The following is a 25,722-nucleotide window of genomic DNA, read 5'->3' on the forward strand; positions in this document are numbered from 1 at the left end:
CGCTCAGACGGCGGTGAGGGCAGGCGCCTCGGCGGCGGGTGTGCAGGTCCGGATGAACTCGCCCACCCTGGCTATCGCCCGCTCCGCCTCCGGGATGAGGCCTGCGGCCGCGTGGAAGACGTGGACCTGCCGATCCCAGACCTCCAGGGTCACCGTGACCCCCGCCGCGCCGAGGCGCTGGGCCATCAGTTCCGCGTCCGGGTAGAGGATCTCGGTCGAGCCGACGTGGATCAGGACCGGCGGCAACCCCGCGAGCGCCCCGTTCACCGGTGAGGTTCGCGAGTTCGCGCCCGCCCTCGCGGCCGCGATGTCAGCCAGTGCGAGCAGGACCGCGCGCGGGATCAACGGGCAGCCGTCGGCCGCCGGGTGTGCCAGCTTGGTCGCGGGATCAATGTCGGTCAGGGGCGAGAGTGCGACGAGGCCTGCCGGGGTCGGCAGGCCGAGCTCGGCGATCGCGATCGCCGTCGCGAAGGTCAGGTAGCCACCGGCCGAGTCGCCCGCGATGACGATCCGCTTGCCCTCGAAACCCTGCTCCAGCAACCACCTGTAACCGGCGACACCGTCCGCGATGGCCGCATCGATCGGATGCTTGGGCAGCATCCGGTAGTCGACGGCGAGCACCGGCGCCCCCGCCGCACCGGAGATCCGCGAGACCAAGCTCCTGTGGGTGTTCAGCCCGCACGTGAGGAAGCCGCCCCCGTGCAGGTACAGCACCACCGCGTCCCGCATCGCGTCGCGGGCCTGGAGCCATTCGGCGTCACAGTGCTCGAGGCGGATCCGGCGTCGGCCCACTCCCCGGCCCGGCGGGACCATCCTGGCCGCGAAGTCCAGCGCGCCCGCGGGCCACATGGCACTCGGCCAGCGGGCCCACACCTCGAGGGCGGGCTTGACGGTGAATCGGACCGACTCGGCCAGGATCCTGGATCGGAGGCTTGCGCCGGCGATGAAGCGCGGCTCCGCTGCGACTGCGATCCGTGGGGATCGCGTCGTTCGTGCCCGGCGGATGGTCCGCCCCGACGGCGATGTGTTCGCAGTCATCTGAGCTCCCGGCCTTGCGTCTAACAACCACTGCCGAAAGTTCAAAGGCAGTTGAATCATGGTACGTGATCCAGAACACATTTACGAGGACGTAACAATCCCGACCGCAGGTCAGCAGGTCGACGCGCGGTCGTTGGGCGGGGGCGTGCACCCGGTGGCCGCGGCGCGTGCGCCGGATTACCTTGGAGTCGAGGGTTCGGCCGCGAAGTGGCTATGCGAGCGGCCGGGCCCCCACCGAGCGTTGATCGTGGGAGTCGAGATGACCGCGTTGGGCCTGCTGACACTGGTGGTGGGCATCCTGCTGATCGTGGTCGAGGCCCACACCCCTACCGCGGGGATCCTCGGGGCCGGGGGTGCGCTGCTGTCCGCCGCGGGTGTGTGGATGCTGTTCGCCGCCGATGGCGCCGGATCCGTGATCGCGGTCCCTGTGACGGTCGGCGTCGCGGTGGTCGGGCTCGGCGTGATGGCACTGGCCGGACGAAAGGCGCTGGTCGCGAGGCACCTGCCCGTGCACAGCGGGCCCGAGTCCCTCATCGGGACGAACGCCGTCGTCCGGAACTGGACCGGATCGCACGGCCAGGTGGAGACGGCAGGCGGGCTCTGGCGCGCCAAGATGGAATTCGGGTACGAGCAGGATCCGGAGCCGTCCGAGGGCGAGTCCGTTGTCGTCGAACGGATCCGCGGACTCACCCTGTCCGTGCGCCGCCGCGAACCGTGGGAGTGGTCGCCGTGACCGTCGTCTTCGCCCTTCTCGTCATCGTCACCCTGCTGCTGTTCGTGCTGCCCGGCACCTCGGTCCGGATCCTGCGCGAGTACGAACGCGGTGTGGTCTTCCGGCTGGGCCGCGTCCTCGATTCCAAGGGGCCCGGGCTGGTCCTGCTGGTGCCCGCAGTCGATCGGATGGTGCGCGTCAGCCTGCGCACGGTGACGCTCAAGATCCCCGTCCAGGAGGTGATCACCCGCGACAACGTGCCCGCGAAGGTGACCGCCGTCGCGTACTTCCGGGTGATCGACGCCGATCGGGCGATCGTCGAGGTGGAGGACTTCCTGCTCGCGACGCTGCAGATCGCACAGACGACGCTGCGCTCGATCCTGGGCAAGGCCGAGCTCGACGCCCTGCTCGCCGAGCGGGAACGGCTGAACGAGGACCTGCAGAAAGTGATCGATCAGCAGACCGAACCGTGGGGCGTGAAGGTCACCACCGTCGAGATCAAGGACGTCGAGATCCCGGAGAACATGCAGCGGGCCATCGCGCGACAGGCCGAGGCCGAGCGCGAACGGCGCGCCAAGATCATCAACGCCGAGGGCGAGTTCCAGGCTTCGGCGAAGCTGGCCGAGGCCGCCGAGATCATCAGCCGCAACCCGACGACCCTGCAGCTGCGCTACCTGCAGACGCTGCGCGAGATCGGTGGCGAGCACAACTCGACGATGATCTTCCCGCTGCCGCTCGACCTGGTCCGGCCGTTCCTCGGTGACGGCCCGAGGGCCTAGGTCGCGGCGGGTATCTCGAACTCGCCCTGGCCTGCGAAGTCCACCTGCCGCCGCGCGTTGGCGAGCGCGCTCACCAGACAGGTACCGATCGGGCCGCCCCGGTCGAACATCGTCGCGGTGCCGACGGCAAGGCCGTCGGAGCTGATGTGGTCGTCCGCCTCGATTCCGACATCGGGTCCCTCGGGCAGTCTGGCCAGCACGAGGGTCAGGTCCACGTTGATGAAGCCGACACCCTCGCTACCCCAGTTGGTCATGAGACTGGTCGGCTCGCCTGCCATCGCGGCGCGCTCGAACTGCGACGGCTCCTCCCCGGCCACCACGGGAAGGTGCCTGGCCCACATGCGTTTACGACTCGCGCCCTGATGTTCGAACATCGAGGTGGACCAGCCGTCGGGGTGGGAGTCGCTGCCGAAGTACGGCGGCGTGAGCGCGTCGGTCGGCGGCGCGATCGAGGCTGGCGGCGGGGACGGGCGGCTGTCGCGGGTCCAGACCTCGCCGGGCGGCTGCTCCGACGGGCGCAGGAACACCGCGGATGCTCGCGCGACGGGTTCCCCGTCCTGGAGCAGCTCGGCGTCGGCGACCCGGATCCGCTTGCCGTCGCGCACCGCCCTGGTCGCGGAGGTCAGCGGCCGGGTCCGCGCCGGACGGAAGAGGTCGACCGTCAGCCGGGTCGGCACGAATCCGTCTCCGCCGTGCCCGCTTTCGAGCGCGCGGGCGAGGAGTCCGCACAGCGCCACCCCGCTCACCATGTCCGGCGACCACCGGCTGACCGCGAAGGGCAACGCCACGTATCCGCCCGGCGTCGTGTCGAAGAAGGCGAGCGGATGGTTCACGAGCGGCACCTCTCGGATCGGCGGGTCCGGCCCCCATCATGGGTGGCCGCAGACCCGGAACGATGCAGAATCGTTGACCCGTCGAACGTAATTCATCGGCGAAACGGCCGCAGGAGCGGACCCCGCTGCCCTACCCTCCGACGCGTGACCCGAATCGCCCGGATCCTCGCCCTCGTCCTCGCGGTGGCTGGAGGTCCGATGGCCGCCGGATCACCCGCCCAGGCCGTCCCCACGGGGCTCGGTGCGGATTTCGAGTGGGGCGTGGCCACCTCCGGCTTCCAGTCCGAGGGCACGCCGCCGGACAGCAACTGGTCCCGCTACGTGTCGTCGGGCAAGACCCACGACCCGTACGGTTCCGGGCCCGACTTCCGGCACCGCTACCGGGAGGACATCGCCCGCGCGGCGGACCTCGGCGTCGACGTGTTCCGCTTCTCCGTCGAATGGGCCCGGGTGCAGCCGACCCCGGACGGCTGGGACGAGGCCGAGTTCGCCTACTACGACGACGTGATCGAGGAGATCCGCGGGCACGGCATGACGCCCATGATCACCCTCGACCACTGGGTCTACCCGGGCTGGATCGCCGACCGCGGCGGCTGGGCCGACCCGGACACCCCGGCCCGCTGGCTCACCAACGCCGAGCGGGTGGTCGAACGCTACGCAGGCGCAGGGGCCGACTGGATCACCTTCAACGAGCCAACGGTGTTCGTGCAGAAGGAGCTGACCTTCGGCGGCATCTCGCTGCCCGCTGCCCCGCAGATGCTGGACCGGATGGTGGCCGCGCACCGCAGCATCTACGACACCATCCACCGACTCGACCCCGGCGCCCGCGTCTCGAGCAACGTCTCCTACATCCCCGCCGCGATGGGGGCGGTCGACTCGGTCTTCGCCGACCGGGTCCGCGACAAGCTCGACTTCCTCGGCCTCGACTACTACTACGGCGTCTCGCTGGACAACCTCACCGCGGCGGCCGCCGTCACCGACGCCTTCTACGACATCCGGCCGCAGCCGGACGGGATCTATCACGCCGCGATGTACTACGCGCGCAAGTACCCGGAGCTGCCGATATACGTGGTGGAGAACGGGATGCCCACCGACAACGGCGCGCCGAGGCCCGACGGGTACACCCGCTCGGATCACCTGCGCGACCACGTCTACTGGCTCACCCGCGCGCGGGCCGACGGCGCCGACGTGATCGGCTACAACTACTGGTCGATCACCGACAACTACGAGTGGGGCACCTACCGGCCGCGGTTCGGCCTCTACACCGTCGACACGCTGACCGACCCGGCGCTGACCCGCAGGCCGACCGACGCGGTGTCCACCTACCGAGACCTGATCGCCGCCGACGGTGTGCCCGCCGACTACCGGCCGGTGATGGCACCCGCGTTCTGTTCGCTGGTCAGCCCGCCGCAGAGCTGCCTGAGCCCGCCCGACCCCTGGCCTGCGATGTCGGGATCGGCCGGGCCGGGCCGCTAGCGTGGCCCTCAGGCGTATCGCCGCTGCAGACCCTCGAGCGTCGCCGAGATCCCCTTCGCGTTCTTCTGTGGAAACCCGCTGAGCTCGAAGGACTTTGCCAGCTTCGAGCCGGTGTAGTCGAAGACCTCGGTGACCTGTGTCTGCGGCACCGGCGCGTCGGCCGAGAAGACCTCGGCGAACTCCCAGCGCCACCGGTGCCCGAACGGGTGCCGCCACTCGATCACCTTGCCGTCCTCGAACGCGGTGACGGTGCTGGTGATCCGGTAGGGGAAGCCGAGCATGCGCATCGACATCGAGAACTCGGCGCCCCGCTCGAGTCGCGCCGGCCCCGAGACGGCGGCCTGCACGGTTCCCGATCCGTCCAACTCGTGATGTCGTCTCGGGTCGGCGACCAGGCCGAACAGTTCGTTCACGGGGGCATTGACGAGGACCCGGCGGGCCACCTTGCGGGGTCCCAGGTCTACGGGCTCGACTGAGAGTGCGGGCATGGGCACAAGATACGCGTGGCGGCCCCCGTCCTATGCTCCAACCGCGGGCACGCGCGTCGCGTGTCGCCCGCTCCTCGTAGGTGAAGGTGGAGTTCTCATGGCCTGGCAGATGTGGTTCGCGTTCTTCGGTGCCGCGTGGGTGATCAGCCTGTCCCCCGGCGCGGGCGCGATCGCGTCGATGTCCACCGGCCTCAGCCACGGCCTGCGCCGCGGCTACTGGAACATCCTCGGCCTGCAGATCGGGCTGTTGCTGCAGGTGGTCATCGTCGCGGCCGGGGTCGGCGCGCTCCTCGCCAGCTCGGCGCTGGCGTTCACCGTCATCAAGTGGTTCGGGGTCGCCTATCTGGTCTACCTCGGGATCCGGCAGTGGCGGGCGGCGCCGACCGAGGTGTCCGCTGAGACCGATTCCCGCCGCCACTCCGCGGCCGCCCTCGTCGCCCGCGGGTTCCTGGTCAACGCCAGCAACCCGAAGGCGGTGGTCTTCATGCTGGCCGTCCTGCCACAGTTCCTGGACCCGACGGCGCCGCTGGTCCCGCAATACGCGATCATCGCCGCGACGATGATCGTCGTGGACGTCATGGTGATGACCGGCTACACCGGGCTGGCCGCGCGGGTGCTGCGGATGATGCGCTCACCGAAACAGCAACGCGTCACAGGCCGGGTCTTCTCTGGCCTGTTCTTCACCGCGGCGGCGTTCCTGTCGCTCGTGCACCGCGGCGCTACGGCCTAGCCGCGGCGCCCGGACGTCAGGCCTGCGGTGCGCCGATGTTGACCATCCAGCCGATGCCGAACTTGTCGGTACACATGCCGAATTCGTCGCCCCACATCTGCTTCTCCAGCGGGACCGACACGGTGCCGCCGTCGCACAGCTTCGCCCAGTAGCCACGCAGCTCGTCGCCGTCGTCGCCACTCAGGCTGACCGCGATGTTCTCGCCGGGCTTGTGTTCCATCCCGGGCGGCGTATCGGCTCCCATCAGCGTGTATCCGCTGGGTGTCTCCAACATGCCGTGCATGATCAGGTCGGCCCCAGGGGCGTCCGGCGCGCCGAACTCACCGAAGGTGCTCAGGTTCAGGGTGCCGCCGAACACACCCTGGTAGAACTCCATGGCCTGCCTCGCGTTGTCGGCGAAGCTGATGTACGGGTTGAGACGAGAGCTCATCTGGTTCTCCTTCATCCGTCGCACGTTCGGTCTCTTGCAGACTAGCGCGGCGGGGCGACAGGAAACCGTTACATGTCCAGGCCGAGATCCAGCACGGTCACCGAATGCGTCAGGGCGCCGACCGCCAGGTAGTCCACCCCGGTCCTGGCGTAATCGGCCGCCACGTCGAGGGTGAGCCCGCCCGAGGACTCGAGCTTGGTCTGCGGCGCCACCGCGTTGCGCCGCTGGACCGCGGTCTGCGTCTCCCAGAGCGCGAAGTTGTCCAGCAGCACCAGCTCGACGTTCTCCGCGAGCACCTGGTCGAGCTGGGTCAGGCTGTCCACCTCGACCTCGCACTCGATGTCGGGGGCCGCCGCCCGCACCGCGTTGAGCGCGGCGACCACCGAGCCTGCCGCCGCGACGTGGTTGTCCTTGATCAGCGCCGCGTCCCCGAGACCCATCCGGTGGTTGACCCCGCCGCCCATCCGGACCGCGTACTTCTGCAACGCGCGCAACCCGGGCAGCGTCTTGCGGCTGTCGCGGATCCGGCAGTCGGTGCCGCCCACCTCCTCGACCCAGGCCGCGGTGGCGGTCGCGATCCCGGACAGGTGGCACATCAGGTTGAGCATGGTGCGCTCCGCGGTGAGCAGGTCCCTCGTCGGGGCCAGCACGGTCAGCACCGACTCCCCCGGCCGCACGACAGCACCGTCCTCGACGCGGGCGAGCACCTCGTAGTTGCCTGCCCCGACCACCTCGTCGAGCACCAGCAGACCCACGTCGATCCCCGCCACCGTGCCCGCAGCCCTCGACACCACGGAGGCCTTGGCAACCGCTCCGGCGGGCACCGTCGCGACCGAGGTGATGTCGGGGCCGTAGCGCAGGTCCTCACCCAGTGCCACCCGCACCAGGGTGAGGATCTCGTCGCGGTCCAGGCCGTCCGCCAGCGTGGTCATCGTGCTCCTGTCGAAGTCGTCACAAGGGTCGTCTGTCTCTAGTTCGGGGCCGTCACGAGTTCGGGCAGCTCGAGTTCGCCGTCGGACCCGAGCCGGACCTCGATGCCGCGGCGCAACGACTCCGACGCCTCGGGGAAGTCGCTGCGGGTGTGGCAGCCCCTGCTCTCGGTCCGTGCGCGGGCCGCCAGCACCAGGGCGGCGGCCGTCACCGTGAGCGCCGCGTCCTCGAGACCCGTCGCCCCGGCCGGGACGAGCTCGACGGACGCTTCGAGTTCCCGTGCCGCCGTGGACAATCCGGCTCCGTCCCGGACCACGGAGGCGTGCGCGGTCATCAGCGCCTGCACCCGATCGCGGGCGACATGCGGACGTGGCCGCAGTTCGGCGGAGCCGACCTCCACTGCCGTCCCGGCCCGCTCGGCGGCCGCGATGCCTGCGCGCTCCCCGACCACCAGGCCCTCGAGCAGGCTGTTGGAGGCCAACCGATTGGCGCCGTGCAGGCCGGTGCGCGCCACCTCGCCCGCGGCGTACAGCCCCGGCACCTCGGTGCGCCCGTGCACGTCGGTCACCACGCCGCCGCACGCGTAGTGCGCCGCCGGGGCCACCGGGATGAGCTGGTGCGCGGGGTCGATCCCCGCGGCCAGGCAGGACGCGGTCACCGTAGGGAACCGCTCCGCGAACCCGGCGAGCCCGCGCGCGTCGAGGTACACGTGGTCGGTGCCGAGCCGACGGATCCGGTCCGCGATGGCACGCGAGACCACATCGCGGGGGGCCAGGTCACCCATCGGGTGCACCCCGGCCGTCACCGAGTCACCGTTGCCGTCCAGCAGGATCGCACCCTCGCCCCGAACGGCCTCGCTGATCAGCGGCCGACGGCCGACGCCGCCGGGAGTGAACAGCACGGTCGGATGGAACTGCACGAACTCGACATCCGCGACGGCCGCACCGGCGTCCAACGCCAGCGCGATGCCGTCGGCGGTCGCGCCTGGCGGGTTGGTGCTGCACGAGTACAGCTGCCCGAGCCCACCGGTGGCCAGCAGCACCGCGGGTGCATGGATGACGCCGATGCCCTTCTCGGACAGCACGATCAGGCCGGTGACGCCGCGCGCGTCGGTGACGACGCGAGCCGCGGCCGCCCCGAACAGCACCGGCATCCCGGCCGCGTTCAGGGCCCGCTGCACCTCGGCGCCCGTCGCGTCGCCGCCGGCATGGATGATCCGGCGGACGCTGTGCCCGCCCTCGCGGGTGCGGGAGACGTCGCCGTCGCGGCCGCGGTCGAACACCGCGCCGAGATCGGCGAGCGCGGCGACCGCGTCGGCACCGCCTGCCACGATCGAGCGCACCGCATCCTCGTCACAGAGCCCGGCGCCCGCGGCACAGGTGTCCGCAACGTGGGAGTCGACGGAGTCCGTCCGCAGGTCGCCGACGACCGCGATGCCGCCCTGCGCGTACTGCGTCGCGGTGTCGGTCGGTCCGCCCTTGCTCACGGTGAGCACCTTCAGACCGCGCAGCGAGGCGGCACGGGCCGCGGTCAGGCCCGCGACCCCGCCGCCGACGACCACGAGGTCGGCGTTCGCCTCCCAGCTCGCCCGGCCGGCAGGCGTCATTACTCGCCGCCGCCCGGGTTGCCGATCTCGATCATCCGCTGCACGGACTTGCGGGCCCGCTCGGCGGTGGCCGGGTCGACGTCCACCTCGTCCTTGCCCTCGATGAGGCAGCGCAGCAGCGCGGCCGGGGTGATCATCTTCATGTACGGGCAGGAGGCACGGTCGTTGACGGCCTGGAAGTCGATCTCCGGCGCGGCCTTGCGCAGCTGGTGCAGCATGCCGACCTCCGTCGCGACCAGCACCTGCTTCGCGTGGCTCGCGCGGGCCGCGTCCAACATGCCGCCGGTGGACAGGATCTTGACCTTGTCCTCGGGCACGAAGCCCTCGCCCGCGAGGTACAGGGCGGAGGTGGCGCAGCCGCACTCCGGGTGCACGTACAGCTCGGCGTCGGGGTGCGACTTGGCCTGCGCGGTGAGCTCGTCGCCGTTGATGCCTGCGTGCACGTGGCACTCGCCCGCCCAGATGTGCATGTTCGTCCGGCCGGTCACCCGCTTGACGTGCGCGCCGAGGAACTGGTCCGGCAGGAACAGCACCTCACGGTCGGGGTCGATCGAGTTGACCACGTCGACCGCGTTGGACGAGGTGCAGCAGATGTCGGTCAGGCCCTTCACCTCGGCCGTGGTGTTCACGTACGACACCACCACCGCGTCCGGGTAGTCGGCCTTCCAGGCCCGCAGGTCGTCCGCGGTGATCGAGTCGGCGAGCGAGCAGCCGGCGCGCTCGTCGGGGATGAGCACGGTCTTGCTAGGGCTGAGGATCTTCGCGGTCTCGGCCATGAAGTGCACACCGCAGAACACGATGGTGTCCTCCGGCGCCTCGGCTGCGATCCGGGACAGCGCCAGCGAGTCGCCGACGTGGTCGGCGACGTCCTGGATGGCGGGCAGCTGGTAGTTGTGCGCGAGCAGCGTCGCACCGCGTTCCTTGGCGAGGCGCCGCACCTCGGCCGCCCACTCCGGAGTGGCCTCCACACCTGTGTAACCGCCGGGTGCGTCCGTGATCGAACCCGCACCTGCCCACAACGTCGATGTCATGGCCTTGCTCCTTCACCGTGGATCCGGTCGGTCTGCGCCGGATCTGCCATCCGATTCCCCACACGTGCGGGTTTCGATTCTCGGGGTTTTCGACTTAGGATCGAAAACATGCCTCATCCTAGCACCGTCCACGAAGTGCTCACCGCGGTCTTCCAGGTTCGCGACTTCGACGGCCACCCCGAACTGGCGGTACTGCTGTGGCAGCGGGCCCTTGACCCGCAGAAGGGCACCTGGTCGCTGCCCGGCGGACAGCTCGGCGACGACGAGGACCTGATCACCTCGGCCCGGCGTCAGCTCGCCGAGAAGGTCGACGTGCGCGAGGTGGCGCACCTCGAGCAGCTCTCGGTGTTCAGCGATCCCGCCCGGGTCCCCGGCGACAGGAGGATCGCGTCGACCTTCCTCGGGCTGATCCCCCTGCCCTCCGATCCGCATCTGCCGCCGGACACCGCATGGCACCCGGTCTCCGCCCTGCCCGAGATGTCTTTCGACCACGGCGTCGTGGTCGAGCACGCCCGGGCGCGGTTGGCGGCGAAACTGTCGTACACCAATATCGCCTTCGCCCTGGCGCCCGCCGAGTTCGCGATGTCGACGCTGCGCGAGATCTACTGCGCCGCACTCGGTTATCAGGTGGACGCCACCAACCTGCAGCGGGTGCTCGGCCGACGCGGGGTGCTCACGCCCACCGGCACCACCGCGCCGTCGGGCAAGGCGGGCGGACGTCCGCCCGCGCTCTACCGGTTCGCCGAGTCGCGGCTGCGCGTCACCGACGAGTTCGCGGCCCTGCGACCGCCGAGCTAGGCCTCGAGCCGACTGTGCACCTGCTGGGGCATCGCCCCTGGAAGGTCGCCGGCAGGTGCACTCTCGGCGGGAGCGGCGGAGACACCGAGGTCGTCGCGGGGGCTCATCGAGGCGAGCACCAGGTACACGAAGGCCGCCACCAGCGGCTGCAGGATGAGCACCATCGCGGTGCCCAGCCCAGGCGAGACCGGGACGATCTGCCCGGCGACGGCGTCGGGCAGATCGGGGAACCGCAGCCCCGCGACCCCGAGGCCGACCACCGCGGTGGCGGCGGCACCGACTGCCGATCCGATCAGCAAGCCGACGAGCACGACGGGCCCGCGCACCGAACGCCACAGCCAGGCCGCCGACGCACTCAGCACGCCGACGGTCAGGCCGGCGCACAGGAACAACGCGACCGCGTCGAACTGGTGCCCGCTCTCGGAGGTCAGCGACGCCGCGCGACCGCCGGAGACCACCAGGAAGTGCTGTGCGGGCACGAGCAGCCCCCACCCGATCCCGGCGAGCGCACTGGCCGCGACCACGGCCACCACGATGCGCGCGGCGGCACGGATCTCCGACCTGTCGACGGCCACGGTCAGCGCTGGCCCAGGTAGCTGGAGTCGATGACCCCGTGCCGGGAGCACTTGGCCCACCAACCGTCGGGGCTGACCTGCACGATCATCCGCCTGCCGCAGTCCTCGCAGAAGCGCGGCGGCTCGAGGCCGAGCTGAGCCGCGGCCGGGACGGTGTCGTCGAAGCCCGGCACCACCCGCCTACCGGTGAACGGGTTGTAGCGCTCTGCGATCTCGTCGACGGGAGCGGCACTGCTCAGCTCTTGAGGGAACGTCACGTATCCACCCTAGATGGTGTCGTTGAGGGCCTTGATCGGCATCTGCAGCTCGCCGAGCAGGTCCAGATCCTTCTCGGCCGGGCGGCCGAGGGTGGTCAGGTAGTTGCCGACGATGACGGCGTTGATGCCACCGAGGATGCCCTGCTTGGCGCCGAGGTCGCCGAGGGTGATCTCGCGACCGCCCGCGAAGCGCAGGATGGTGCGCGGCAGCGCGAGCCGGAACGCGGCCACCGCGCGCAGCGCGTCGGAGGCAGGCAGCACCTCGAGATCGCCGAACGGCGTGCCCGGTCGCGGGTTGAGGAAGTTCAGCGGCACCTCGTCGGGCTCGAGCTCGGCCAGGTTGGCGGCGAACTCGGCACGCTGCTCCAGGCTCTCGCCCATGCCGAGGATGCCGCCGCAGCAGACCTCCATGCCTGCCTCGCGGACCATCCGCAGGGTGTCCCAGCGCTCCTCCCAGCTGTGCGTGGTGACCACGTTCGGGAAGTGCGACTTGGCGGTCTCGAGGTTGTGGTTGTAGCGGTGCACGCCCATCGCGGCGAGCTGGTCGACCTGCTCCTGGTTGAGCATGCCCAGCGAGCACGCGACCTGGATGTCGACCTCGTTGCGGATGGCCTCGACACCGGCCGCGACCTGCGCCATCAGCTTCTCGTCGGGCCCGCGGACGGCGGCGACGATGCAGAACTCGGTTGCGCCGGACTTCGCGGTCTGCTTGGCGGCCTCGACCAGGCTCGGGATGTCGAGCCAGGCGGCCCGGACCGGGGACTGGAACAGGCCGGACTGTGAGCAGAAGTGGCAGTCCTCGGGGCAGCCGCCGGTCTTGAGGCTGATGATGCCCTCGACCTCGACCTCGGGACCGCACCACTTCATCCGCACGTCGTGGGCGAGGCCGAGCAGTTCCTCGAGGCTCTCGTCCGGCAGCTGCAGAACGGCGAGCGTCTGCTCCTGGGTCAGTCCCTCACCGCGCTCGAGGACCTGTTCCCTGGCGACGGCGAGAATATCTGTGCGGGCGGGGGCCTGGGTCACTGCAACTCCTCGGGGGCTGGACACTTTGATGCAACTTGAACACCGTGCAAGTTGAACGGCGTTCAGGTTAGGGTCGTGGTGGAATGGTGTCAAACGCCACACGACCACTCAGGGGATGACGAACAGTGCAGCTGCGACGCGGTGACGTCCTCGACGGGGCGATCGCCATCCTCGACGAGTACGGCCTCGGGGACCTCACGATGCGCAGGCTGGCCACCTCGCTCGGCGTACAGCCGGGGGCGCTGTACTGGCACTTCCCCAACAAGCAGACCCTGCTCGCGGCGATCACCGACGAGATGCTGACAGGCGTCTCGGCGCCGATCGAGGCCGCGAACTGGGATGCCCGGCTGCGGACCGTGGCGCACCGCATGCGCGACGCACTGCTCGCGCACCGTGACGGCGCCGAGCTTGCCGCCGCCTCCTACGCCGCGCGGCTCGCCACGAACGGCGCACACGCGACCCTGGCGAGCACCTGCGAGGCTGCAGGCCTGCCGGGCAACGAGGCCGAGCTCGCGGCCGACACGCTGCTGTACTACATCCTCGGCCAGACGATGGACGAGCAGTCCCGCATGCAGATGGACTCGCACGGCGCCCTCACCGAGGCGGCGTCGCCGCTCGTCGAGTCACTGATGACCGACGCCCCGCACGGCACCACCCGATTCGACTTCGGGCTGAGCCTGTTCGTGGACGGCGTGCGGAGCCGGCTGGGATCTCCGGTCCGGGACTGACCACAGTCCCACGCGCACGCCTGGCGGTGCACGGCCGAGGTCACGCGTCCACGTGTTGCGGCCACACCACGATTCGACGCGCGCTCAGTCCGCGCGAGGCCACCGCATTGGAACCGGCCGGGCCGGAATGAACGGCGCCTATAGCACAAATCGAGAGCAGCGCTTCCGCCAGGAGTCTCTCTGCACACAAATGAGCACGACTCACCCAACCCTTGGGAAATTGGGCAACCCGAGGAGGCCCGACGCGGAGTTTCGAACGACTTCAAATTTGCGATAATTTCGCGAGCGAATAGGCGATCCGACTCCGCCAGCGTGTTTGGGTCCACGGTGGGCATACCTCTCTCGGGCGTCACCGCGATCACCGCGGCCTCCGTCTCACGCGCGAGCCTGCGAGGGTAATTCCATATTCATCTATTTCTCCGAGCCTGTCGGGCACTGAACATCAACGTGGTCGTCCATCATCGAGGACCATCGGAGCTGAGTCCCCTCCACAGAGCTCGCGATGACCGACCCCGCCTTTCTAATCGAAAGTGGAATGACCACCAAGAATCCGAACTCATTGCCCGGGCCTCCGAACGGAACGCAAGCACTGCAATCCGCAGGATGGACCTGATACCATCGCAAATTGTCCGCACTAGCGGAAACACAACATACAAATTAATACGGACGGTTGATCCTCGATTCGGCCGTCCGTGTTTAGTCGTGAATCACACGGCTAGCCTCAACAAGGAGAAAGTGCCACCCCATGCGTTTGAAAATCGCGACACTCGCAGCGGCAGTTGCCGTTGCGGTCTCCTCGGTCCTCGGCGCCAATGTTGCCGCGGCTCAGGCTCCCGCCAAGGTCGACGTTGCCTCTGGTATGCGCTGGGCTACTGACCTGAACATCCCGGATAGCCATTCCGGTTGGTGCACCATCGCGGCCGTTGGTACGGACGAGTCTGGCAACCTTGTTGCTCTGACTGCGGGCCACTGTGGCTCGAGCGTCCCCGATGGATCCCCGATCTGGCTCAAAGATAAACCAGACGCCGGAGTGGTCGGACATATCTCGTCCACACGCAGAAATGCCCGGCCGGGGCCGGACTACGCATTCCTCGTGCTCGATCCGGACAAGGTCAACATTAAGTCCCAGGGCCCACTCGGGCGCATCGACCACATTGGGTCGAATCCCCGGCCGTTCCAGGACGTTGTTTGTAAGTACGGCGGCACTACAGGGAAAACCTGCGGCCTGACCATGACCAACAACGGGTCCACCATCTGGAACTTCGCCTACGTATCTGCGGGAGACTCCGGGGCGGGACTCACAGTTGCACCCAGCTACACAGGGCTGGTCGGCATTGTTCGTAGTGTCAGTATTTCCGGAAGTGAGTACACGAACATTGGGGCCGTCTTTGCGCACCTGAACACCCTCCCCGCAGGCGCTCCGGGTCGCGGGTTTGTGGTAGTCAATAACTGACCAACCGTACAATGCACACTGTGTGGGAGGCCGGTCCGGAAACCTCCTCCACAACACACACTAAACCGACACAGAGCATAGGCGCGCAACAGCTAACGCGAACGGCCGACCTTTTTGGGTCGGCCGTTTCATGTTTGTGGCCGTGTATCTGCACGGCTAAATGTCTCAGAGAAAGTGCAATCCCATGCACTTGAAAATCCCTACACCTGTGATGCCCGCGCCCCGCGGGTCCACACTTAGGTCATGTACGCGCGCCTGGCCGCGGCAATACTGACCGCGATGCTCCTCACTACGACTGCGCTTGCCGCGCCCGCCGCTACGGTCCCAACCGGCCCGCCGGGCAGCGTCACCGCGTCCCGACAGCTGCCGCACAAGTTCTGGATCCCGGACGCGGTCGACGCCTCTGTGGTCACCTACTGGTCCACCGGCCCAGGCGGAAGGCCGGCGCTGAGCACCGGCGCGGTCTTCATCCCGCCGGGCCAGGCCCCGCCCGGCGGCTGGCCGGTGGTGTCATGGGGGCACGGCGCGGTCGGGCTCGCCGACGAGTGCGCGCCGACCGCGACCGGAGTGCTCGGCGGCGGCTATCTGACGCGCTGGCTGACCCAGGGGTACGCCGTGGTCGCCACCGATTACGTGGGCCTGAGTACCCCGGGGATCCATCCGTATCTCGACGGCCGATCACAGGCGCACAGCGTCGTCGACATGGTCCGCGCGGCGCGCGCGATCGTCCCGTCCCTCTCCAGGAAGTGGGTGGCGCTCGGCCAGTCTCAGGGCGGCCAGGCCGCGATGGTCGCCGCCTCGCTCGCCACCTCGTACGCCCCTGAACTCGACTACCGGGGCGCCGTCGGCCTCGGGGTTCCGTCGAACATCGAGAACCTCGCGCCGCTCGGCGGCCCTGGCTTTCCCGAGCTCCCGCTGACCGGCACCACCGTGTTCATCTCGTACCTGCTGGCCGGGCTACGGGCCACCCGACCCGATATCGACCTCGACGGCTATCTCAGCCCGCTCGGCCGCGAGGTGCTCGACCGGGCGGAATCGCTCTGCTACCTCGAGGCCGCCGAGGCGTTCGCGGGAATCTCGATCGGCGAGTTGCTCTCCCGGCAGCTGGACGACCCGGTGATCCTCTCGGCCCTGCGCGAGATGCTGGAGATCCCCGTCCGCGGATACGACCGCCCGTTCTTCGTCGGGCAGGGGGTGCTCGACGAGGTCGTCCCGGCGCCGCTGACCCTGAAACTGGTCGCGGACCTCGCGGGCAACGGGGAGCGCTTCACCTTCCGGCCCTATCCGGCCGGGCACCTCGGGACGATGCGGTTGTCGCTGCCCGACGCGACGGACTTTGTCCGCGAGGCCTTCCTGGCTCCATGAGCCCGAGGACGCCACGGCCCTCAGACCCCGTGCAGCGCCCCGTGCAGCGTCGTCGTCGCGAGCAGCATCGCGGCGCGGGCGGCGTGCGTGTCGGCCAACGCGTTGAGCATGACGAAGTCGTGGATCATGCCCTGGAATCGCACCGCGGTCACCGGCACGCCCGCGGCACGTAGCTTGTTGGCGTAGGCCTCGCCCTCGTCGCGCAGGACGTCGGCCTCCCCGTTGACGACCAACGCAGGGGGCAGGCCCGCCACCATCTCCGTGCCGGCGCGCAGCGGCGAGGCCAGCACCTGGGCGCGCTCCTCCGGATCGGTCGTGTACTGGTCCCAGAACCAGGCCATCGCGCCCGCGGTGAGGAAGTAGCCGTCCGCGAACTGACGGTACGAGTCCGTGTCCTGGCCCGCGTCGGTCACCGGGTAGAAGAGCACCTGCTGGAGGAAGTCGGGACCACCGCGCTCCTTCGCCATCAGGGTGAGGGCGATGGTCATGTTGCCGCCGACACTGTCGCCCGCCACCGCGAAGCGGGTCGCGTCGAGACCCTCGTCGGCGCCGTGTTCGGCGATCCAACCGGCGGTGCCGTAGATCTCCTCGATCGCCGTCGGGTACTTGGCCTCGGGCGAGAGGCTGTAGTTAGGGAACACGAGGGCCGCATCCGCGCCCACCGACAGCTCACGGATCAGCCGGTCGTAGATGTGGGTATTGCCGAAGACCCACCCCGCGCCGTGGTTGTACTGGATGACGGGCAGGGTCCCGCTCGCACCCTTGGGCCGAACGATGCGGACCGACACCTCCCCGGAAGGCCCGCCCTGGATCACTCGGTCCTCGACGTCGACCGGAGGGGCGATCGTGTCACCCGCCTGCACCTCGTCGAATTTCGCACGGCCCTCCGCCACGGGTAGTTCGTAGATGAACGGCGGCACCGCCGTCGCGTCGGCGAACTCCTTGGCGGCGCGCTCGAGAACCGGCTCGTTGGACATCAGAGCTTCCTTCCCTCGTCGAACATGGTGTCCGCCGACCGGGTTCAGCCCTCGCCACGCCGGAACAGTTTGTTGCCCAGCCAGACGATCGGGTCGTAGCGGCGGTCGGCGACGCGTTCCTTCATCGGGATCAACGCGTTGTCGGTGATGCGGATGTTCTCCGGGCACACCTCGGTGCAGCACTTGGTGATATTGCACAGGCCGAGCCCCTGCTCGGCCTGTGCGGCGTCGCGGCGGTCGGCGACATCGAGCGGATGCATCTCCAGCTCGGCGACCCGCATGAGAAACCGCGGTCCGGCGAAGGCCTGCTTGTTCTCCTCGTGGTCGCGCACCACGTGACAGGTGTTCTGGCACAGGAAGCACTCGATGCACTTGCGGAACTCCTGCGACCGCTCCACATCCACCTGTTTCATCCGGTACTCCCCCGGATTCAGCCCGGGAGGCGGCGTGAAAGACGGGATCTCCCTGGCCTTCTGGTAGTTGAAGGACACGTCGGTGACCAGGTCCCGGATCACGGGGAAGGTCCGCATCGGCGTCACGGTGATGACCTCGTCCTCGGTGAACGTGGACATCCTGGTCATGCACAGCAGCCGGGGCCTGCCGTTGACCTCGGCCGAACACGATCCGCACTTGCCCGCCTTGCAGTTCCAGCGCACCGCCAGATCCGGCGCCTGGGTGGCCTGCAGGCGGTGGATGATGTCGAGGACCACCTCGCCCTCGTTGACCGGCACCGAATAGTCCTGCAGGTCACCGCCGTCCACGTCACCGCGCCACACCCTGAAGCTGGCGTCGTAGGTCATGACAGGCCCTCACTTCCTATTCCGGCCGAGTCCGGATGATCGGCGAGTTCGGCGTCCGTGTAGTACTTGGACAGTTCGCCGAGATCGAAGAGCGCCAGCAGGTCCTCGCGCATCGCCTGTTGGGGTTCGGGTGCGACCGTGACATCGGGCACCACGGTGGCCGCAGCGGTCTCCGCGCCGCCGACGACGCTGCACACCAACAACGTGCCCCGCCACCCCGCGTCCATGGCGGGGTGGTCGTCTCTGGTGTGCCCGCCCCTGCTCTCGGTGCGCATCAGCGCCGCCTTCGCGACACATTCGCTGACCAGCAGCATGTTCCGCAGGTCGACCGCGAGGTGCCAGCCCGGGTTGAACTGCCGGTGTCCCTCTACGGTGACGCCGGGGATCCGCCTCCTGATCTCCTCCAGTTTCGTCAGCGCCTCACGGATCTCGCCGTCGGTCCGGATGATCCCGACGAGGTCGTTCATCGTCTGCTGGAGCTCGGTGTGCAACGTGTACGGGTTCTCCGCGGCCTCACCGTCACCCGGCGGGTCGAACGGCGCGAGCGCCATCGCGGCGGCCGCGGTCACGTCGGCCTCGTCGACCACCGGCCTGCGGTCGAGCGAGTCCACGTAGTCCGAGGCCCCGAGGCCTGCGCGGCGTCCGAAGACCAACAGGTCCGACAGCGAGTTCCCACCGAGCCGGTTCGACCCGTGCATGCCGCCCGAGCACTCCCCCGCCGCGAACAGGCCGGGGAGACTGGACGATCCGCTGTCGGGGTCCACCTCGATGCCACCCATCACGTAGTGACAGGTCGGCCCGACCTCCATCGACTCCTTGGTGATGTCGACGTCGGCGAGCTCCTTGAACTGGTGGTGCATGGACGGCAGCCGACGCACGATCTCGTCGGCGGGCATCCGGGAGGCGATGTCGAGGTAGACGCCCCCGTGCGGGGTGGACCGCCCGGCCTTGACCTCCGAGTTGATCGCCCTTGCCACCTCGTCGCGCGGCAGCAGGTCGGGCGTGCGGCGGTTGTTGTCCGGATCGGTGAGCCAGCCGTCCGCCTCCTGCTCGGTCTCGGCGTACTGACCCTTGAACACCGGCGGGATGTAGGAGAACATGAACCGCTCGCCCTCGGAGTTCTTCAGCACCCCACCGTCGCCGCGGACCCCCTCGGTGACGAGGATGCCCTTCACGCTCGGCGGCCACACCATCCCCGTCGGGTGGAACTGCACGAACTCCATGTTGATCAGGTTCGCTCCCGCGCGCAGGGCAAGGGCGTGCCCGTCACCGGTGTACTCCCACGAGTTCGAGGTGACCTTGAAGGACTTGCCGATCCCGCCGGTCGCCATCACGATCGCGGGCGCCTCGAACAGGATGAACCGCCCGGATTCGCGCCAGTAGCCGAATGCGCCTGCGATCCGGCCGTCCTCGCGCAGGAGCTCGGTGATGGTGCACTCGGCGAACACCTTGATGCGAGCCTCGTAGTCGCCGGTCTCGGCGAAGTCCTCCTGCTGCAGGGCGACGATCCTCTGCTGCATGGTGCGGATGATCTCCAGGCCCGTGCGGTCCCCGACGTGCGCCAGCCGCGGATAGGTGTGGCCGCCGAAGTTGCGCTGACTGATCCGGCCGTCCTCGGTCCGATCGAACAGCGCGCCATAGCTTTCCAGTTCCCACACCCGGTCGGGAGCCTCGCGGGCGTGCAGCTCGGCCATCCGCCAGTTGTTGAGGAACTTGCCGCCGCGCATGGTGTCCCGGAAATGCGCCTGCCAGGAGTCCTTGGAGTTGGCGTTGCCCATGGCGGCAGCGCATCCGCCCTCCGCCATCACGGTGTGCGCCTTGCCGAACAGCGACTTACAGACGACAGCGACCGAATGCCCGCGTTCGCGGGCCTCGATGACCGCGCGCAGTCCCGCGCCTCCCGCGCCGATCACGACGACGTCGTAGGTGTGCCGTTCGACCTCGGCCACGGGCGGTCCCCCTTCGATCTCGGTTGGTGCTCGGATCAATCAACGCTCGGGTTCAATGAAAGAAGCGCAGGTCGGAGATGGTGCCGCTGGCGACGAGCATGATGTAGAAGTCCGTGATCATCAGCGTCGCGAGTGTCGTCCAGGCGAGCTGCATGTGCCGGGTGTTGAGCCGGCTGACCAGGGTCCAGAGCCGATACCGGACCGGGTGCGCCGAGAAGTGCTTGAGCCGGCCACCGGTGATGTGCCTGCACGAGTGGCAGGACAGCGTGTACGCCCACAGCAGGATCACGTTCACCAGCAGGATGACGTTGCCGAGGCCGAAGCCGAACCCACCGCCCTCGCCGTGGAAGGCGGCGATCGCGTCGTAGGTGTTGATCAGCGAGACGATCAGCGCCGCATAGAAGAAGTAGCGATGGACGTTCTGCAGGATCAGCGGCAGCCGCGTCTCGCCGGTGTACCGCGCATGCGGCTCGGCGACCGCACACGCCGCGGGCGCCAACCAGACGGAGCGGTAGTAGGCCTTGCGGTAGTAGTAGCAGGTGAGCCGAAAGCCGAGCAGGAACGGCAGCACCAGGAACCCGAGCGGGATCCACATCGGCAGCTCTCCGATGGGCGTACCGAAATGGCTGGACCCCGGCACGCAGGAATCGCTGAGGCAGGGCGAGTAGAACGGGGTCAGGTAGTGGTACTGATCAACCCAGTAGGCGGTCCGGACCCAGGACCGGATGCTCGCGTACACGACAAAGGTGGCCAGCCCCAGAGTCGTCAGCAGTGGGGGTAGCCACCATCGGTCGGTCCGCAGGGTGCGCGCGGAGATCCGCGCGCGCGAGGGCCCGGCGACGCCACCGGACACCTTGGCCGGCGCGCTCACCGGCGCTCGTGGGGATGACCGCCTACGCCCTCGTCGTCGGCACCCAGCCACAGCGCCTGGTCATATGGGGTGTCCGGCACTGGCACCCGCTCGTGCTGCCCGCCGTGCGTCATCCGGGGAGGCGACTCGTCGAGGTCGCCCGCGTCGATATCGAGCCGCTCCACATCGTTGGCGAGCCTGCGGACGGCCGCCGCGTCGCCGTAAACCGTGCGAAGCGAGCCGACACACTGCCGCAGGTGCCCGATCGTGCGTTGCAGCTCCATCATTTCGGTGGTGGACATTCGAACCTCCGAGACCCGATGATGTGATTGCTATCACACTACGGTAAGCGCATCACCACGACCCCCGCATCCGGCTGGGCAATTCGTCGGATCCGGTCCGGAATCGGGCGCCGTGCCGGACCGAGAGAAGGGCGGACGCATGGTGTCGCAGCGTGGTCATGGGGTCGCACCGCAGGCCTCGATCCCGGGACTCGACCTGCCCGCGGGGTTCGATTTCACCGATCCCGACCTGTACGTCACCGGTGTGCCGCACACCCAGCTGGCCGCGCTGCGTGCGCACTGCCCGGTGTGGTGGAACCCGCAGCCGCCCGGTGTCGGCGGCTACCACGACGAGGGCTACTGGGTGGTGACCAAGCACGCCGACATCCGGGAGATCTCCAGGAACTCCGAGCTCTATTCGAGCTGGGAGAAGACCGCGATGGTCCGGGTCGACGACGGCATCACACCGGAGAACCTCGAGATGCAGCGGCTCATCATGCTGAACAAGGACGCCCCGGAGCACACCACGCTGCGCAAACTCGTCGCCCGCGGGTTCACGCCGAGAGCGATCGCGAATCTGCGCGCAACCCTCGCGGAACGCGCCGAGAAGATCGTCGCGGCTGCCGCGGCCTCTGGCAGCGGCGACTTCGTCTCGCAGGTGGCCTGCGAGCTGCCGCTTCAGGCCATCGCCGAACTCATCGGGGTGCCACAGGAAGACCGCCGCAAACTCTTCGACTGGTCCAACGAGATGACCGGCGGCGACGACCCGGACTACGACACCGATCCGCTGACCGCATCTGCCGAGATCCTGGGGTACGCCTACCAATTGGCCGACGCCCGCCGCAGGTGCCCGGCCGAGGACATCGTGACTACCCTGATCCAGGCCGACATCGACGGCGACGAGCTCACCCCCGAGGAGTTCGGGTTCTTCGTGATCCTGCTCGCGGTCGCGGGCAACGAGACCACCCGCAACGCCATCACCCACGGGATGATCGCGTTCCTCGAGAACCCGGACCAGTGGGAGTTGTTCAAGCGGGAGCGACCGGCCACGACCGCCGACGAGATCGTCCGGTGGGCGACCCCGGTGACCGCGTTCCAGCGGACCGCGACCGCCGACACGGTGCTCGGCGGCCAGCAGATCCGCAAGGGCGACCGGGTCGCGATGTTCTACGCCTCCGCGAACTTCGACGAGGACGTGTTCGAGGATCCGACGAGGTTCGACATCACCCGGGATCCCAACCCGCACCTCGGCTTCGGCGGCTCGGGTGCGCACTTCTGCCTCGGTGCGAACCTCGCGCTGCTCGAGATCGACCTGATCTTCAACGCGTTGGCCGACCGGATGCCGGACATCTCCCGCCTCGGCGACCCGCAACACCTGCGCTCCGGCTGGCTCAACGGGATCAAGCGGTTCGATGTCGACTACGGCAGCGGCTGCCCCGTCAAGCACTGAGCGAGCACCGGATCGAACCACCCGGACGACGCGGCGGCGAACGCCTCCCGGTCGAGCCCGGCGGAGCCGGCCGGGACGGACCCGAGCAGCGGCACGCCGGTCACCTCGGCCAGCTCCTCGAGGTTGCACCGCGCGGCGAGATCCGGCTCCGCCGGCCAGGACCCGATGACCAGCCCCACGCAGGGCACCCCGGCGGATTCGAGCGCGCGCACCGTCAGCGCGCTGTGGTTCAGGGTGCCGAGTCCCGCCGCGGCAACCACGAGGACAGGCGCGCCGAGCTCCCGCGCCACGTCGACGAGGGTGAAGCCGTTCGCCCCGAGACGGACCAGCAGCCCGCCCGCGCCCTCGACGAGGGTCAGGTCGTGAGTGGCGTCGAGCGCACGGGCCGCGGCCACCACCTCGGCACAGTCAACCGGGGCAATCCCCGCGCGCCGAGCGGCGGTGTCGGGGGCGAGCGGCTCCGGGTACCGGGCCAGCTCGACCACCTCGCCCACGCCCGAAAGCCGCTGCACCTCGGCGAGATCCCCCGGTTCGCCGGCGCCGACGCCGGTCTGCGCCGGCTTGCAGACGGCAACCGTGCGACCGGCGGACAACGCGACCGAGGCGAGCGCGGCGGTCACCACGGTCTTGCCGACATCCGTCGAGGTCCCGCTGACGAGCAGCACGCTCACGCGGGTGCCCCGGCGAGGATCTCGGTGAGAACCGTCTCGATGGTGTCGATCTCGTCGGGGGTGATGGTCGCCCGCGCCGTCAGGCGCAGCCGGGAGGTGCCCTCCGGCACCGACGGCGGGCGGAAGCAGCCGACGTTCAGTCCGCGTTCGCGGCAGGCCTGGGCGGCGTCGAAGGCCCGCTGAGCGTCGCCGAGCACCACCGAGACCACCGCCGACTCGGGCGCGCCCACCGCGGTGATCCGGGCCAGATCGCGCGCCCGGTCGAGCACCGCCGTCGCCCGTTCGGGCTCCCGGCGCAGCACCCCGAGGGCGGCCCGAGCGGCACCGACCGCGGCGGGCGCGAGCCCGGTGTCGAAGATGAAGGTCCTGGCCGCGTCGATGAGATGGGCACGCACCTTCTCGGCGCCGAGCACCACCCCGCCCTGGCTGGCCAGCGACTTCGACAGCGTCGCGGTCACCACCAGGTCCGGCTCCCCCGCCAGCCCGAGCTCGTGGACCAGGCCGCGGCCGCCGTCCCCTCGCACACCGATAGCGTGCGCCTCGTCGACGATCAGGACCGCGCCGTGCTCGCGGCACAACCGGTGCATCTCCCGCAGCGGGGCCAGGTCGCCGTCGGCGCTGAACACCGAATCGGTGAGCACCAGCGCGCGCTCCTCGGTCCTGGTCGCGAGGGCGTCGCGCAGCCGGTCCAGATCGCCGTGCGGGGCCACCTCGACCCGGGCCCGCGAGAGCCGGCAGGCGTCGACGAGGGAGGCGTGACTGCCCGCGTCGGAGATGACCAGCGAACCCTTGCCGGACAGCGCGGTGACCACCCCGAGGTTCGCGGTGTACCCCGAGGAGAACACCAGCCCGGACTCGGCGCCGACGAACTCGGCGAGTTCACGCTCGAGTAGCTCGTGTTCGGTGGTGGTCCCGGTGACCAGGCGCGATCCGGTCGCGCCCGCACCCCAGCGGCGCAGCGCCGCCATCGCGCCGTCGATCACCTCCTGGTGCCGGACCAGACCGAGATAGTCGTTGGAGGCCAGGTCGATCGTCGCCGGTGCGGGCGTGCGCGGCCGCAGCTCACGCCGCAGCCCGGCGTCGCGGCGCTGCTGCGCTACGTCGTCCAGCCAGCTCAGAGGGGTGCGATCGTTTGCCACGGGAAGCACCATACGCGGGGACTTGAACGGTGTTCAAGTCCCCGGCGCAGTCGCCCGCGCCGCCGCCACCATCCCCGCCGCGATCGCCGCGACCTCCTCGGGGGTGCAGATGTACGGCGGCATCGCGTAGATCAGCTTCCCGAACGGCCGGAGCCACACGCCCGCGGCCACCGCCGCGTCGGTGGTGAGCCGCATGTCCACCGGCCGCTCCATCTCGATCACGCCGATGCCGCCGAGCACCCGCACGTCCGCCACCCCAGGCAGGTCCCTCGCGGGCGCCAGCCCGGCCGCCAGCCCCGCGCCAAGCGCGGCCACCTCCCCGCGCCAGTCCCGCGAGAGCAGCAGTTCCACCGCCGCCACGGCGACCGCGCAGGCGAGCGGGTTCGCCATGAACGTCGGGCCGTGCATCAGCCCACCGGCCTCCCCCGCGCTGATCGCCGCCGCGACCGCGGTGCTGCACAGCGTGGCGGCCAGGGTCATGTATCCACCGGTCAAAGCCTTGCCGACGCACATGATGTCGGGGGCGACCCCGGCGTGGTCGGCCGCGAACAGGGCGCCCGTCCGGCCGAACCCGGTCGCGATCTCGTCGAACACGAGCAACAACTCGTGCTCGTCCGCGAGGCGACGCAGCTCAGTCAGATACCGCGGATCGTGGAAGCGCATGCCGCCCGCGCCCTGCACGATGGGTTCGACGATGATCGCGGCCAGCTCGTCCCGGTGCTCGAGCAGGATCCGCTCGAACTCGGCGATGTACGCCGGGTCGAACTCGCTCGGCGGGACCGGCGCGAACACCTGCCGGGCCAGCACGTCCGTCCACAACGAGTGCATGCCGCCGTCCGGGTCGCAGACGCTCATCGGGGCGAACGTGTCACCGTGGTACCCACCGCGCCAGGTCAGCAGGTGCTTCTTGTCCGGCCTGCCGAGGCTGCGCCAGTACTGGATGCACATCTTGACGGCGACCTCCACCGACACCGAACCCGAGTCGGCGAGGAACACCTTGTCCAAGCCGTCCGGGGTGATCTCGACGAGCAGCTCGGCCAGGCGGGCGGCCGGCTCGTGGGTGAGCCCGCCGAACATGACGTGGCTCATCCGTCCGAGCTGGGCGGTCGCGGCGGCGTCGAGCACCGGGTTGCGGTACCCGTGCACGGCCGCCCACCACGAGCTCATCCCGTCGATCAGTTCCCCGCCGTCGGCGAGCGTCAGCCGCACCCCGCTCGCGCTGTCGACCACCAACGCGCTGGTGGACGCCGGAAATGCGCCATACGGATGCCAGAGGTGCTCGGCGTCGATACGGGAGATCTGATCTGCGGTCAGCGTGGAAAGTGGCACAGCAGGACCCTAGCGAGCGCCGTC

Annotated in this window: 27 protein-coding genes; 9 read left to right on the forward strand and 18 right to left on the reverse strand. The window is 69.4% G+C overall.

The window, feature by feature from the left end; genetic code table 11:
* Positions 1 to 3 precede the first annotated feature (3 nt).
* Positions 4 to 1,038, reverse strand: coding sequence for an alpha/beta hydrolase (locus RM1_RS12035; RefSeq protein WP_083576681.1), 1,035 nt, complete (start codon positions 1,036 to 1,038; stop codon positions 4 to 6).
* Between the two features lie 259 nt (positions 1,039 to 1,297).
* Here RM1_RS12035 and RM1_RS12040 point away from each other — a divergent pair, with 259 nt between their 5' ends.
* Both RM1_RS12040 and RM1_RS12045 read left to right on the forward strand, forming a co-directional pair.
* Positions 1,298 to 1,771: an NfeD family protein gene (locus RM1_RS12040; protein ID WP_072751573.1), complete on the forward strand. Its 474-nt coding sequence runs from the start codon at positions 1,298 to 1,300 to the stop codon at positions 1,769 to 1,771.
* A complete protein-coding gene (locus RM1_RS12045; protein WP_072751630.1) occupies positions 1,768 to 2,529 on the forward strand; it encodes a slipin family protein in 762 nt (253 codons plus the stop codon). The genes RM1_RS12040 and RM1_RS12045 overlap by 4 nt, the downstream gene beginning before the upstream one ends.
* On the opposite strand, the gene RM1_RS12050 is transcribed toward RM1_RS12045, so the two are convergent.
* On the reverse strand, positions 2,526 to 3,362 hold the full coding sequence (locus RM1_RS12050; RefSeq protein WP_072751631.1) for a thioesterase family protein: 837 nt from the start codon (positions 3,360 to 3,362) through the stop codon (positions 2,526 to 2,528). The two genes, RM1_RS12045 and RM1_RS12050, sit on opposite strands and share 4 nt — an antisense overlap.
* Before the next feature lie 198 nt (positions 3,363 to 3,560).
* Between RM1_RS12050 and RM1_RS12055 the strand changes: the two genes are divergently transcribed.
* The gene (locus RM1_RS12055) at positions 3,561 to 4,838 is read left to right on the forward strand and encodes a glycoside hydrolase family 1 protein (protein WP_072751632.1); all 1,278 of its coding nucleotides are present in this window, start codon (positions 3,561 to 3,563) and stop codon (positions 4,836 to 4,838) included.
* A gap of 8 nt (positions 4,839 to 4,846) precedes the next feature.
* Here the strand turns inward: RM1_RS12055 and RM1_RS12060 are convergent, their stop codons facing one another.
* On the reverse strand, positions 4,847 to 5,326 hold the full coding sequence (locus tag RM1_RS12060; RefSeq protein WP_072751574.1) for an SRPBCC family protein: 480 nt from the start codon (positions 5,324 to 5,326) through the stop codon (positions 4,847 to 4,849).
* 97 nt (positions 5,327 to 5,423) lie between these two features.
* Here RM1_RS12060 and rhtB point away from each other — a divergent pair, with 97 nt between their 5' ends.
* Positions 5,424 to 6,056, forward strand: a complete 633-nt coding sequence (rhtB, locus tag RM1_RS12065) for a homoserine/homoserine lactone efflux protein (protein WP_072751575.1) — start codon at positions 5,424 to 5,426, stop codon at positions 6,054 to 6,056.
* A gap of 16 nt (positions 6,057 to 6,072) precedes the next feature.
* On the opposite strand, the gene RM1_RS12070 is transcribed toward rhtB, so the two are convergent.
* The 4 genes from RM1_RS12070 to nadA all read right to left on the reverse strand — a co-directional run bounded on the left by RM1_RS12070 (position 6,073) and on the right by nadA (position 10,053).
* Positions 6,073 to 6,486, reverse strand: a complete 414-nt coding sequence (locus RM1_RS12070) for a VOC family protein (RefSeq protein ID WP_027503055.1) — start codon at positions 6,484 to 6,486, stop codon at positions 6,073 to 6,075.
* A gap of 68 nt (positions 6,487 to 6,554) precedes the next feature.
* Complete coding sequence (gene nadC / locus RM1_RS12075) at positions 6,555 to 7,418, reverse strand: carboxylating nicotinate-nucleotide diphosphorylase (protein ID WP_072751576.1); 864 nt, start codon at positions 7,416 to 7,418, stop codon at positions 6,555 to 6,557.
* A gap of 38 nt (positions 7,419 to 7,456) precedes the next feature.
* Entirely contained in the window at positions 7,457 to 9,022 is a 1,566-nt protein-coding gene (locus RM1_RS12080; protein ID WP_072751577.1) for an L-aspartate oxidase, read from the reverse strand.
* Positions 9,022 to 10,053: a quinolinate synthase NadA gene (gene nadA, locus RM1_RS12085; RefSeq protein WP_072751578.1), complete on the reverse strand. Its 1,032-nt coding sequence runs from the start codon at positions 10,051 to 10,053 to the stop codon at positions 9,022 to 9,024. The genes RM1_RS12080 and nadA overlap by 1 nt, the downstream gene beginning before the upstream one ends.
* A 108-nt stretch (positions 10,054 to 10,161) precedes the next feature.
* On the opposite strand from nadA, the gene RM1_RS12090 reads away from it, so the two are divergent.
* Positions 10,162 to 10,851 carry an NUDIX hydrolase gene (locus RM1_RS12090; protein WP_027503059.1) on the forward strand — a complete coding sequence of 230 codons (690 nt, stop codon included), beginning with the start codon at positions 10,162 to 10,164 and terminating at the stop codon, positions 10,849 to 10,851.
* On the opposite strand, the gene RM1_RS12095 is transcribed toward RM1_RS12090, so the two are convergent.
* The 3 genes from RM1_RS12095 to bioB are packed head-to-tail and all read right to left on the reverse strand — an operon-like array spanning position 10,848 to position 12,706.
* Entirely contained in the window at positions 10,848 to 11,426 is a 579-nt protein-coding gene (locus tag RM1_RS12095) for a DUF2567 domain-containing protein (RefSeq protein WP_072751579.1), read from the reverse strand. The two genes, RM1_RS12090 and RM1_RS12095, sit on opposite strands and share 4 nt — an antisense overlap.
* 2 nt (positions 11,427 to 11,428) lie before the next feature.
* The gene (gene bsaP, locus RM1_RS12100) at positions 11,429 to 11,683 is read right to left on the reverse strand and encodes a biotin synthase auxiliary protein BsaP (RefSeq protein ID WP_051637678.1); all 255 of its coding nucleotides are present in this window, start codon (positions 11,681 to 11,683) and stop codon (positions 11,429 to 11,431) included.
* A 9-nt stretch (positions 11,684 to 11,692) separates the two neighbouring features.
* Positions 11,693 to 12,706: a biotin synthase BioB gene (gene bioB / locus RM1_RS12105; RefSeq protein ID WP_072751580.1), complete on the reverse strand. Its 1,014-nt coding sequence runs from the start codon at positions 12,704 to 12,706 to the stop codon at positions 11,693 to 11,695.
* 125 nt (positions 12,707 to 12,831) lie between these two features.
* Here bioB and RM1_RS12110 point away from each other — a divergent pair, with 125 nt between their 5' ends.
* The 3 genes from RM1_RS12110 (at position 12,832) to RM1_RS12115 (ending at position 16,252) form a co-directional block, all read left to right on the forward strand.
* On the forward strand, positions 12,832 to 13,434 hold the full coding sequence (locus RM1_RS12110) for a TetR/AcrR family transcriptional regulator C-terminal domain-containing protein (RefSeq protein ID WP_072751581.1): 603 nt from the start codon (positions 12,832 to 12,834) through the stop codon (positions 13,432 to 13,434).
* A 745-nt stretch (positions 13,435 to 14,179) separates the two neighbouring features.
* Positions 14,180 to 14,887, forward strand: coding sequence for a chymotrypsin family serine protease (locus RM1_RS26135; RefSeq protein WP_143069469.1), 708 nt, complete (start codon positions 14,180 to 14,182; stop codon positions 14,885 to 14,887).
* Between the two features lie 243 nt (positions 14,888 to 15,130).
* The gene (locus RM1_RS12115) at positions 15,131 to 16,252 is read left to right on the forward strand and encodes a lipase family protein (protein WP_072751582.1); all 1,122 of its coding nucleotides are present in this window, start codon (positions 15,131 to 15,133) and stop codon (positions 16,250 to 16,252) included.
* A gap of 20 nt (positions 16,253 to 16,272) precedes the next feature.
* Here the strand turns inward: RM1_RS12115 and RM1_RS12120 are convergent, their stop codons facing one another.
* From RM1_RS12120 to RM1_RS12140, 5 genes are read right to left on the reverse strand one after another with little or no spacing between them, the layout of a single operon-like run.
* On the reverse strand, positions 16,273 to 17,232 hold the full coding sequence (locus RM1_RS12120) for an alpha/beta hydrolase (protein ID WP_218019698.1): 960 nt from the start codon (positions 17,230 to 17,232) through the stop codon (positions 16,273 to 16,275).
* 41 nt (positions 17,233 to 17,273) lie between these two features.
* Positions 17,274 to 18,029: a succinate dehydrogenase/fumarate reductase iron-sulfur subunit gene (locus RM1_RS12125; RefSeq protein WP_072751584.1), complete on the reverse strand. Its 756-nt coding sequence runs from the start codon at positions 18,027 to 18,029 to the stop codon at positions 17,274 to 17,276.
* Positions 18,026 to 19,978 (reverse strand): fumarate reductase/succinate dehydrogenase flavoprotein subunit, encoded by a 1,953-nt coding sequence (locus RM1_RS12130; RefSeq protein WP_072751585.1) that lies wholly within the window; start codon positions 19,976 to 19,978, stop codon positions 18,026 to 18,028. Before RM1_RS12130 ends, RM1_RS12125 begins: the two co-directional genes overlap by 4 nt.
* A 52-nt stretch (positions 19,979 to 20,030) precedes the next feature.
* The gene (gene sdhC / locus RM1_RS12135; protein WP_072751586.1) at positions 20,031 to 20,849 is read right to left on the reverse strand and encodes a succinate dehydrogenase subunit SdhC; all 819 of its coding nucleotides are present in this window, start codon (positions 20,847 to 20,849) and stop codon (positions 20,031 to 20,033) included.
* Positions 20,846 to 21,130, reverse strand: a complete 285-nt coding sequence (locus tag RM1_RS12140) for an Rv0250c family protein (RefSeq protein ID WP_072751587.1) — start codon at positions 21,128 to 21,130, stop codon at positions 20,846 to 20,848. The genes sdhC and RM1_RS12140 overlap by 4 nt, the downstream gene beginning before the upstream one ends.
* A gap of 139 nt (positions 21,131 to 21,269) precedes the next feature.
* On the opposite strand from RM1_RS12140, the gene RM1_RS12145 reads away from it, so the two are divergent.
* Complete coding sequence (locus RM1_RS12145) at positions 21,270 to 22,559, forward strand: cytochrome P450 (RefSeq protein WP_072751588.1); 1,290 nt, start codon at positions 21,270 to 21,272, stop codon at positions 22,557 to 22,559.
* Here the strand turns inward: RM1_RS12145 and bioD are convergent.
* Genes bioD through RM1_RS12160 form a run of 3 tightly spaced genes read right to left on the reverse strand, consistent with a single transcriptional unit; the run spans position 22,529 to position 25,698 of the window.
* Entirely contained in the window at positions 22,529 to 23,230 is a 702-nt protein-coding gene (bioD, locus tag RM1_RS12150; RefSeq protein ID WP_072751589.1) for a dethiobiotin synthase, read from the reverse strand. The genes RM1_RS12145 and bioD overlap by 31 nt on opposite strands.
* Entirely contained in the window at positions 23,227 to 24,381 is a 1,155-nt protein-coding gene (locus tag RM1_RS12155; protein WP_072751590.1) for an 8-amino-7-oxononanoate synthase, read from the reverse strand. Before RM1_RS12155 ends, bioD begins: the two co-directional genes overlap by 4 nt.
* 21 nt (positions 24,382 to 24,402) lie before the next feature.
* Positions 24,403 to 25,698 (reverse strand): adenosylmethionine--8-amino-7-oxononanoate transaminase, encoded by a 1,296-nt coding sequence (locus RM1_RS12160; protein WP_072751591.1) that lies wholly within the window; start codon positions 25,696 to 25,698, stop codon positions 24,403 to 24,405.
* Between the last annotated feature and the right edge of the window lie 24 nt (positions 25,699 to 25,722).

The sequence above is a fragment of the Rhodococcus maanshanensis NBRC 100610 genome, from assembly GCF_001894865.1.
GTDB classification, from domain to species: Bacteria; Actinomycetota; Actinomycetes; order Mycobacteriales; family Mycobacteriaceae; genus Rhodococcus_G; species Rhodococcus_G maanshanensis.

Coding starts and splice junctions, on each gene's coding strand:
- RM1_RS12035 (WP_083576681.1), bottom strand. CDS start 1,038: ATGACTGCGAACACATCGCCGTCGGGGCGGACCATCCGCCGGGCACGA.
- RM1_RS12040 (WP_072751573.1), top strand. CDS start 1,298: ATGACCGCGTTGGGCCTGCTGACACTGGTGGTGGGCATCCTGCTGATC.
- RM1_RS12055 (WP_072751632.1), top strand. CDS start 3,561: ATGGCCGCCGGATCACCCGCCCAGGCCGTCCCCACGGGGCTCGGTGCG.
- RM1_RS12060 (WP_072751574.1), bottom strand. CDS start 5,326: ATGCCCGCACTCTCAGTCGAGCCCGTAGACCTGGGACCCCGCAAGGTG.
- rhtB (WP_072751575.1), top strand. CDS start 5,424: ATGGCCTGGCAGATGTGGTTCGCGTTCTTCGGTGCCGCGTGGGTGATC.
- RM1_RS12070 (WP_027503055.1), bottom strand. CDS start 6,486: ATGAGCTCTCGTCTCAACCCGTACATCAGCTTCGCCGACAACGCGAGG.
- nadC (WP_072751576.1), bottom strand. CDS start 7,418: ATGACCACGCTGGCGGACGGCCTGGACCGCGACGAGATCCTCACCCTG.
- RM1_RS12080 (WP_072751577.1), bottom strand. CDS start 9,022: ATGACGCCTGCCGGCCGGGCGAGCTGGGAGGCGAACGCCGACCTCGTG.
- nadA (WP_072751578.1), bottom strand. CDS start 10,053: ATGACATCGACGTTGTGGGCAGGTGCGGGTTCGATCACGGACGCACCC.
- RM1_RS12090 (WP_027503059.1), top strand. CDS start 10,162: ATGCCTCATCCTAGCACCGTCCACGAAGTGCTCACCGCGGTCTTCCAG.
- RM1_RS26135 (WP_143069469.1), top strand. CDS start 14,180: ATGCGTTTGAAAATCGCGACACTCGCAGCGGCAGTTGCCGTTGCGGTC.
- RM1_RS12115 (WP_072751582.1), top strand. CDS start 15,131: ATGTACGCGCGCCTGGCCGCGGCAATACTGACCGCGATGCTCCTCACT.
- RM1_RS12125 (WP_072751584.1), bottom strand. CDS start 18,029: ATGACCTACGACGCCAGCTTCAGGGTGTGGCGCGGTGACGTGGACGGC.
- RM1_RS12140 (WP_072751587.1), bottom strand. CDS start 21,130: ATGTCCACCACCGAAATGATGGAGCTGCAACGCACGATCGGGCACCTG.
- RM1_RS12145 (WP_072751588.1), top strand. CDS start 21,270: ATGGTGTCGCAGCGTGGTCATGGGGTCGCACCGCAGGCCTCGATCCCG.
- RM1_RS12155 (WP_072751590.1), bottom strand. CDS start 24,381: ATGGTGCTTCCCGTGGCAAACGATCGCACCCCTCTGAGCTGGCTGGAC.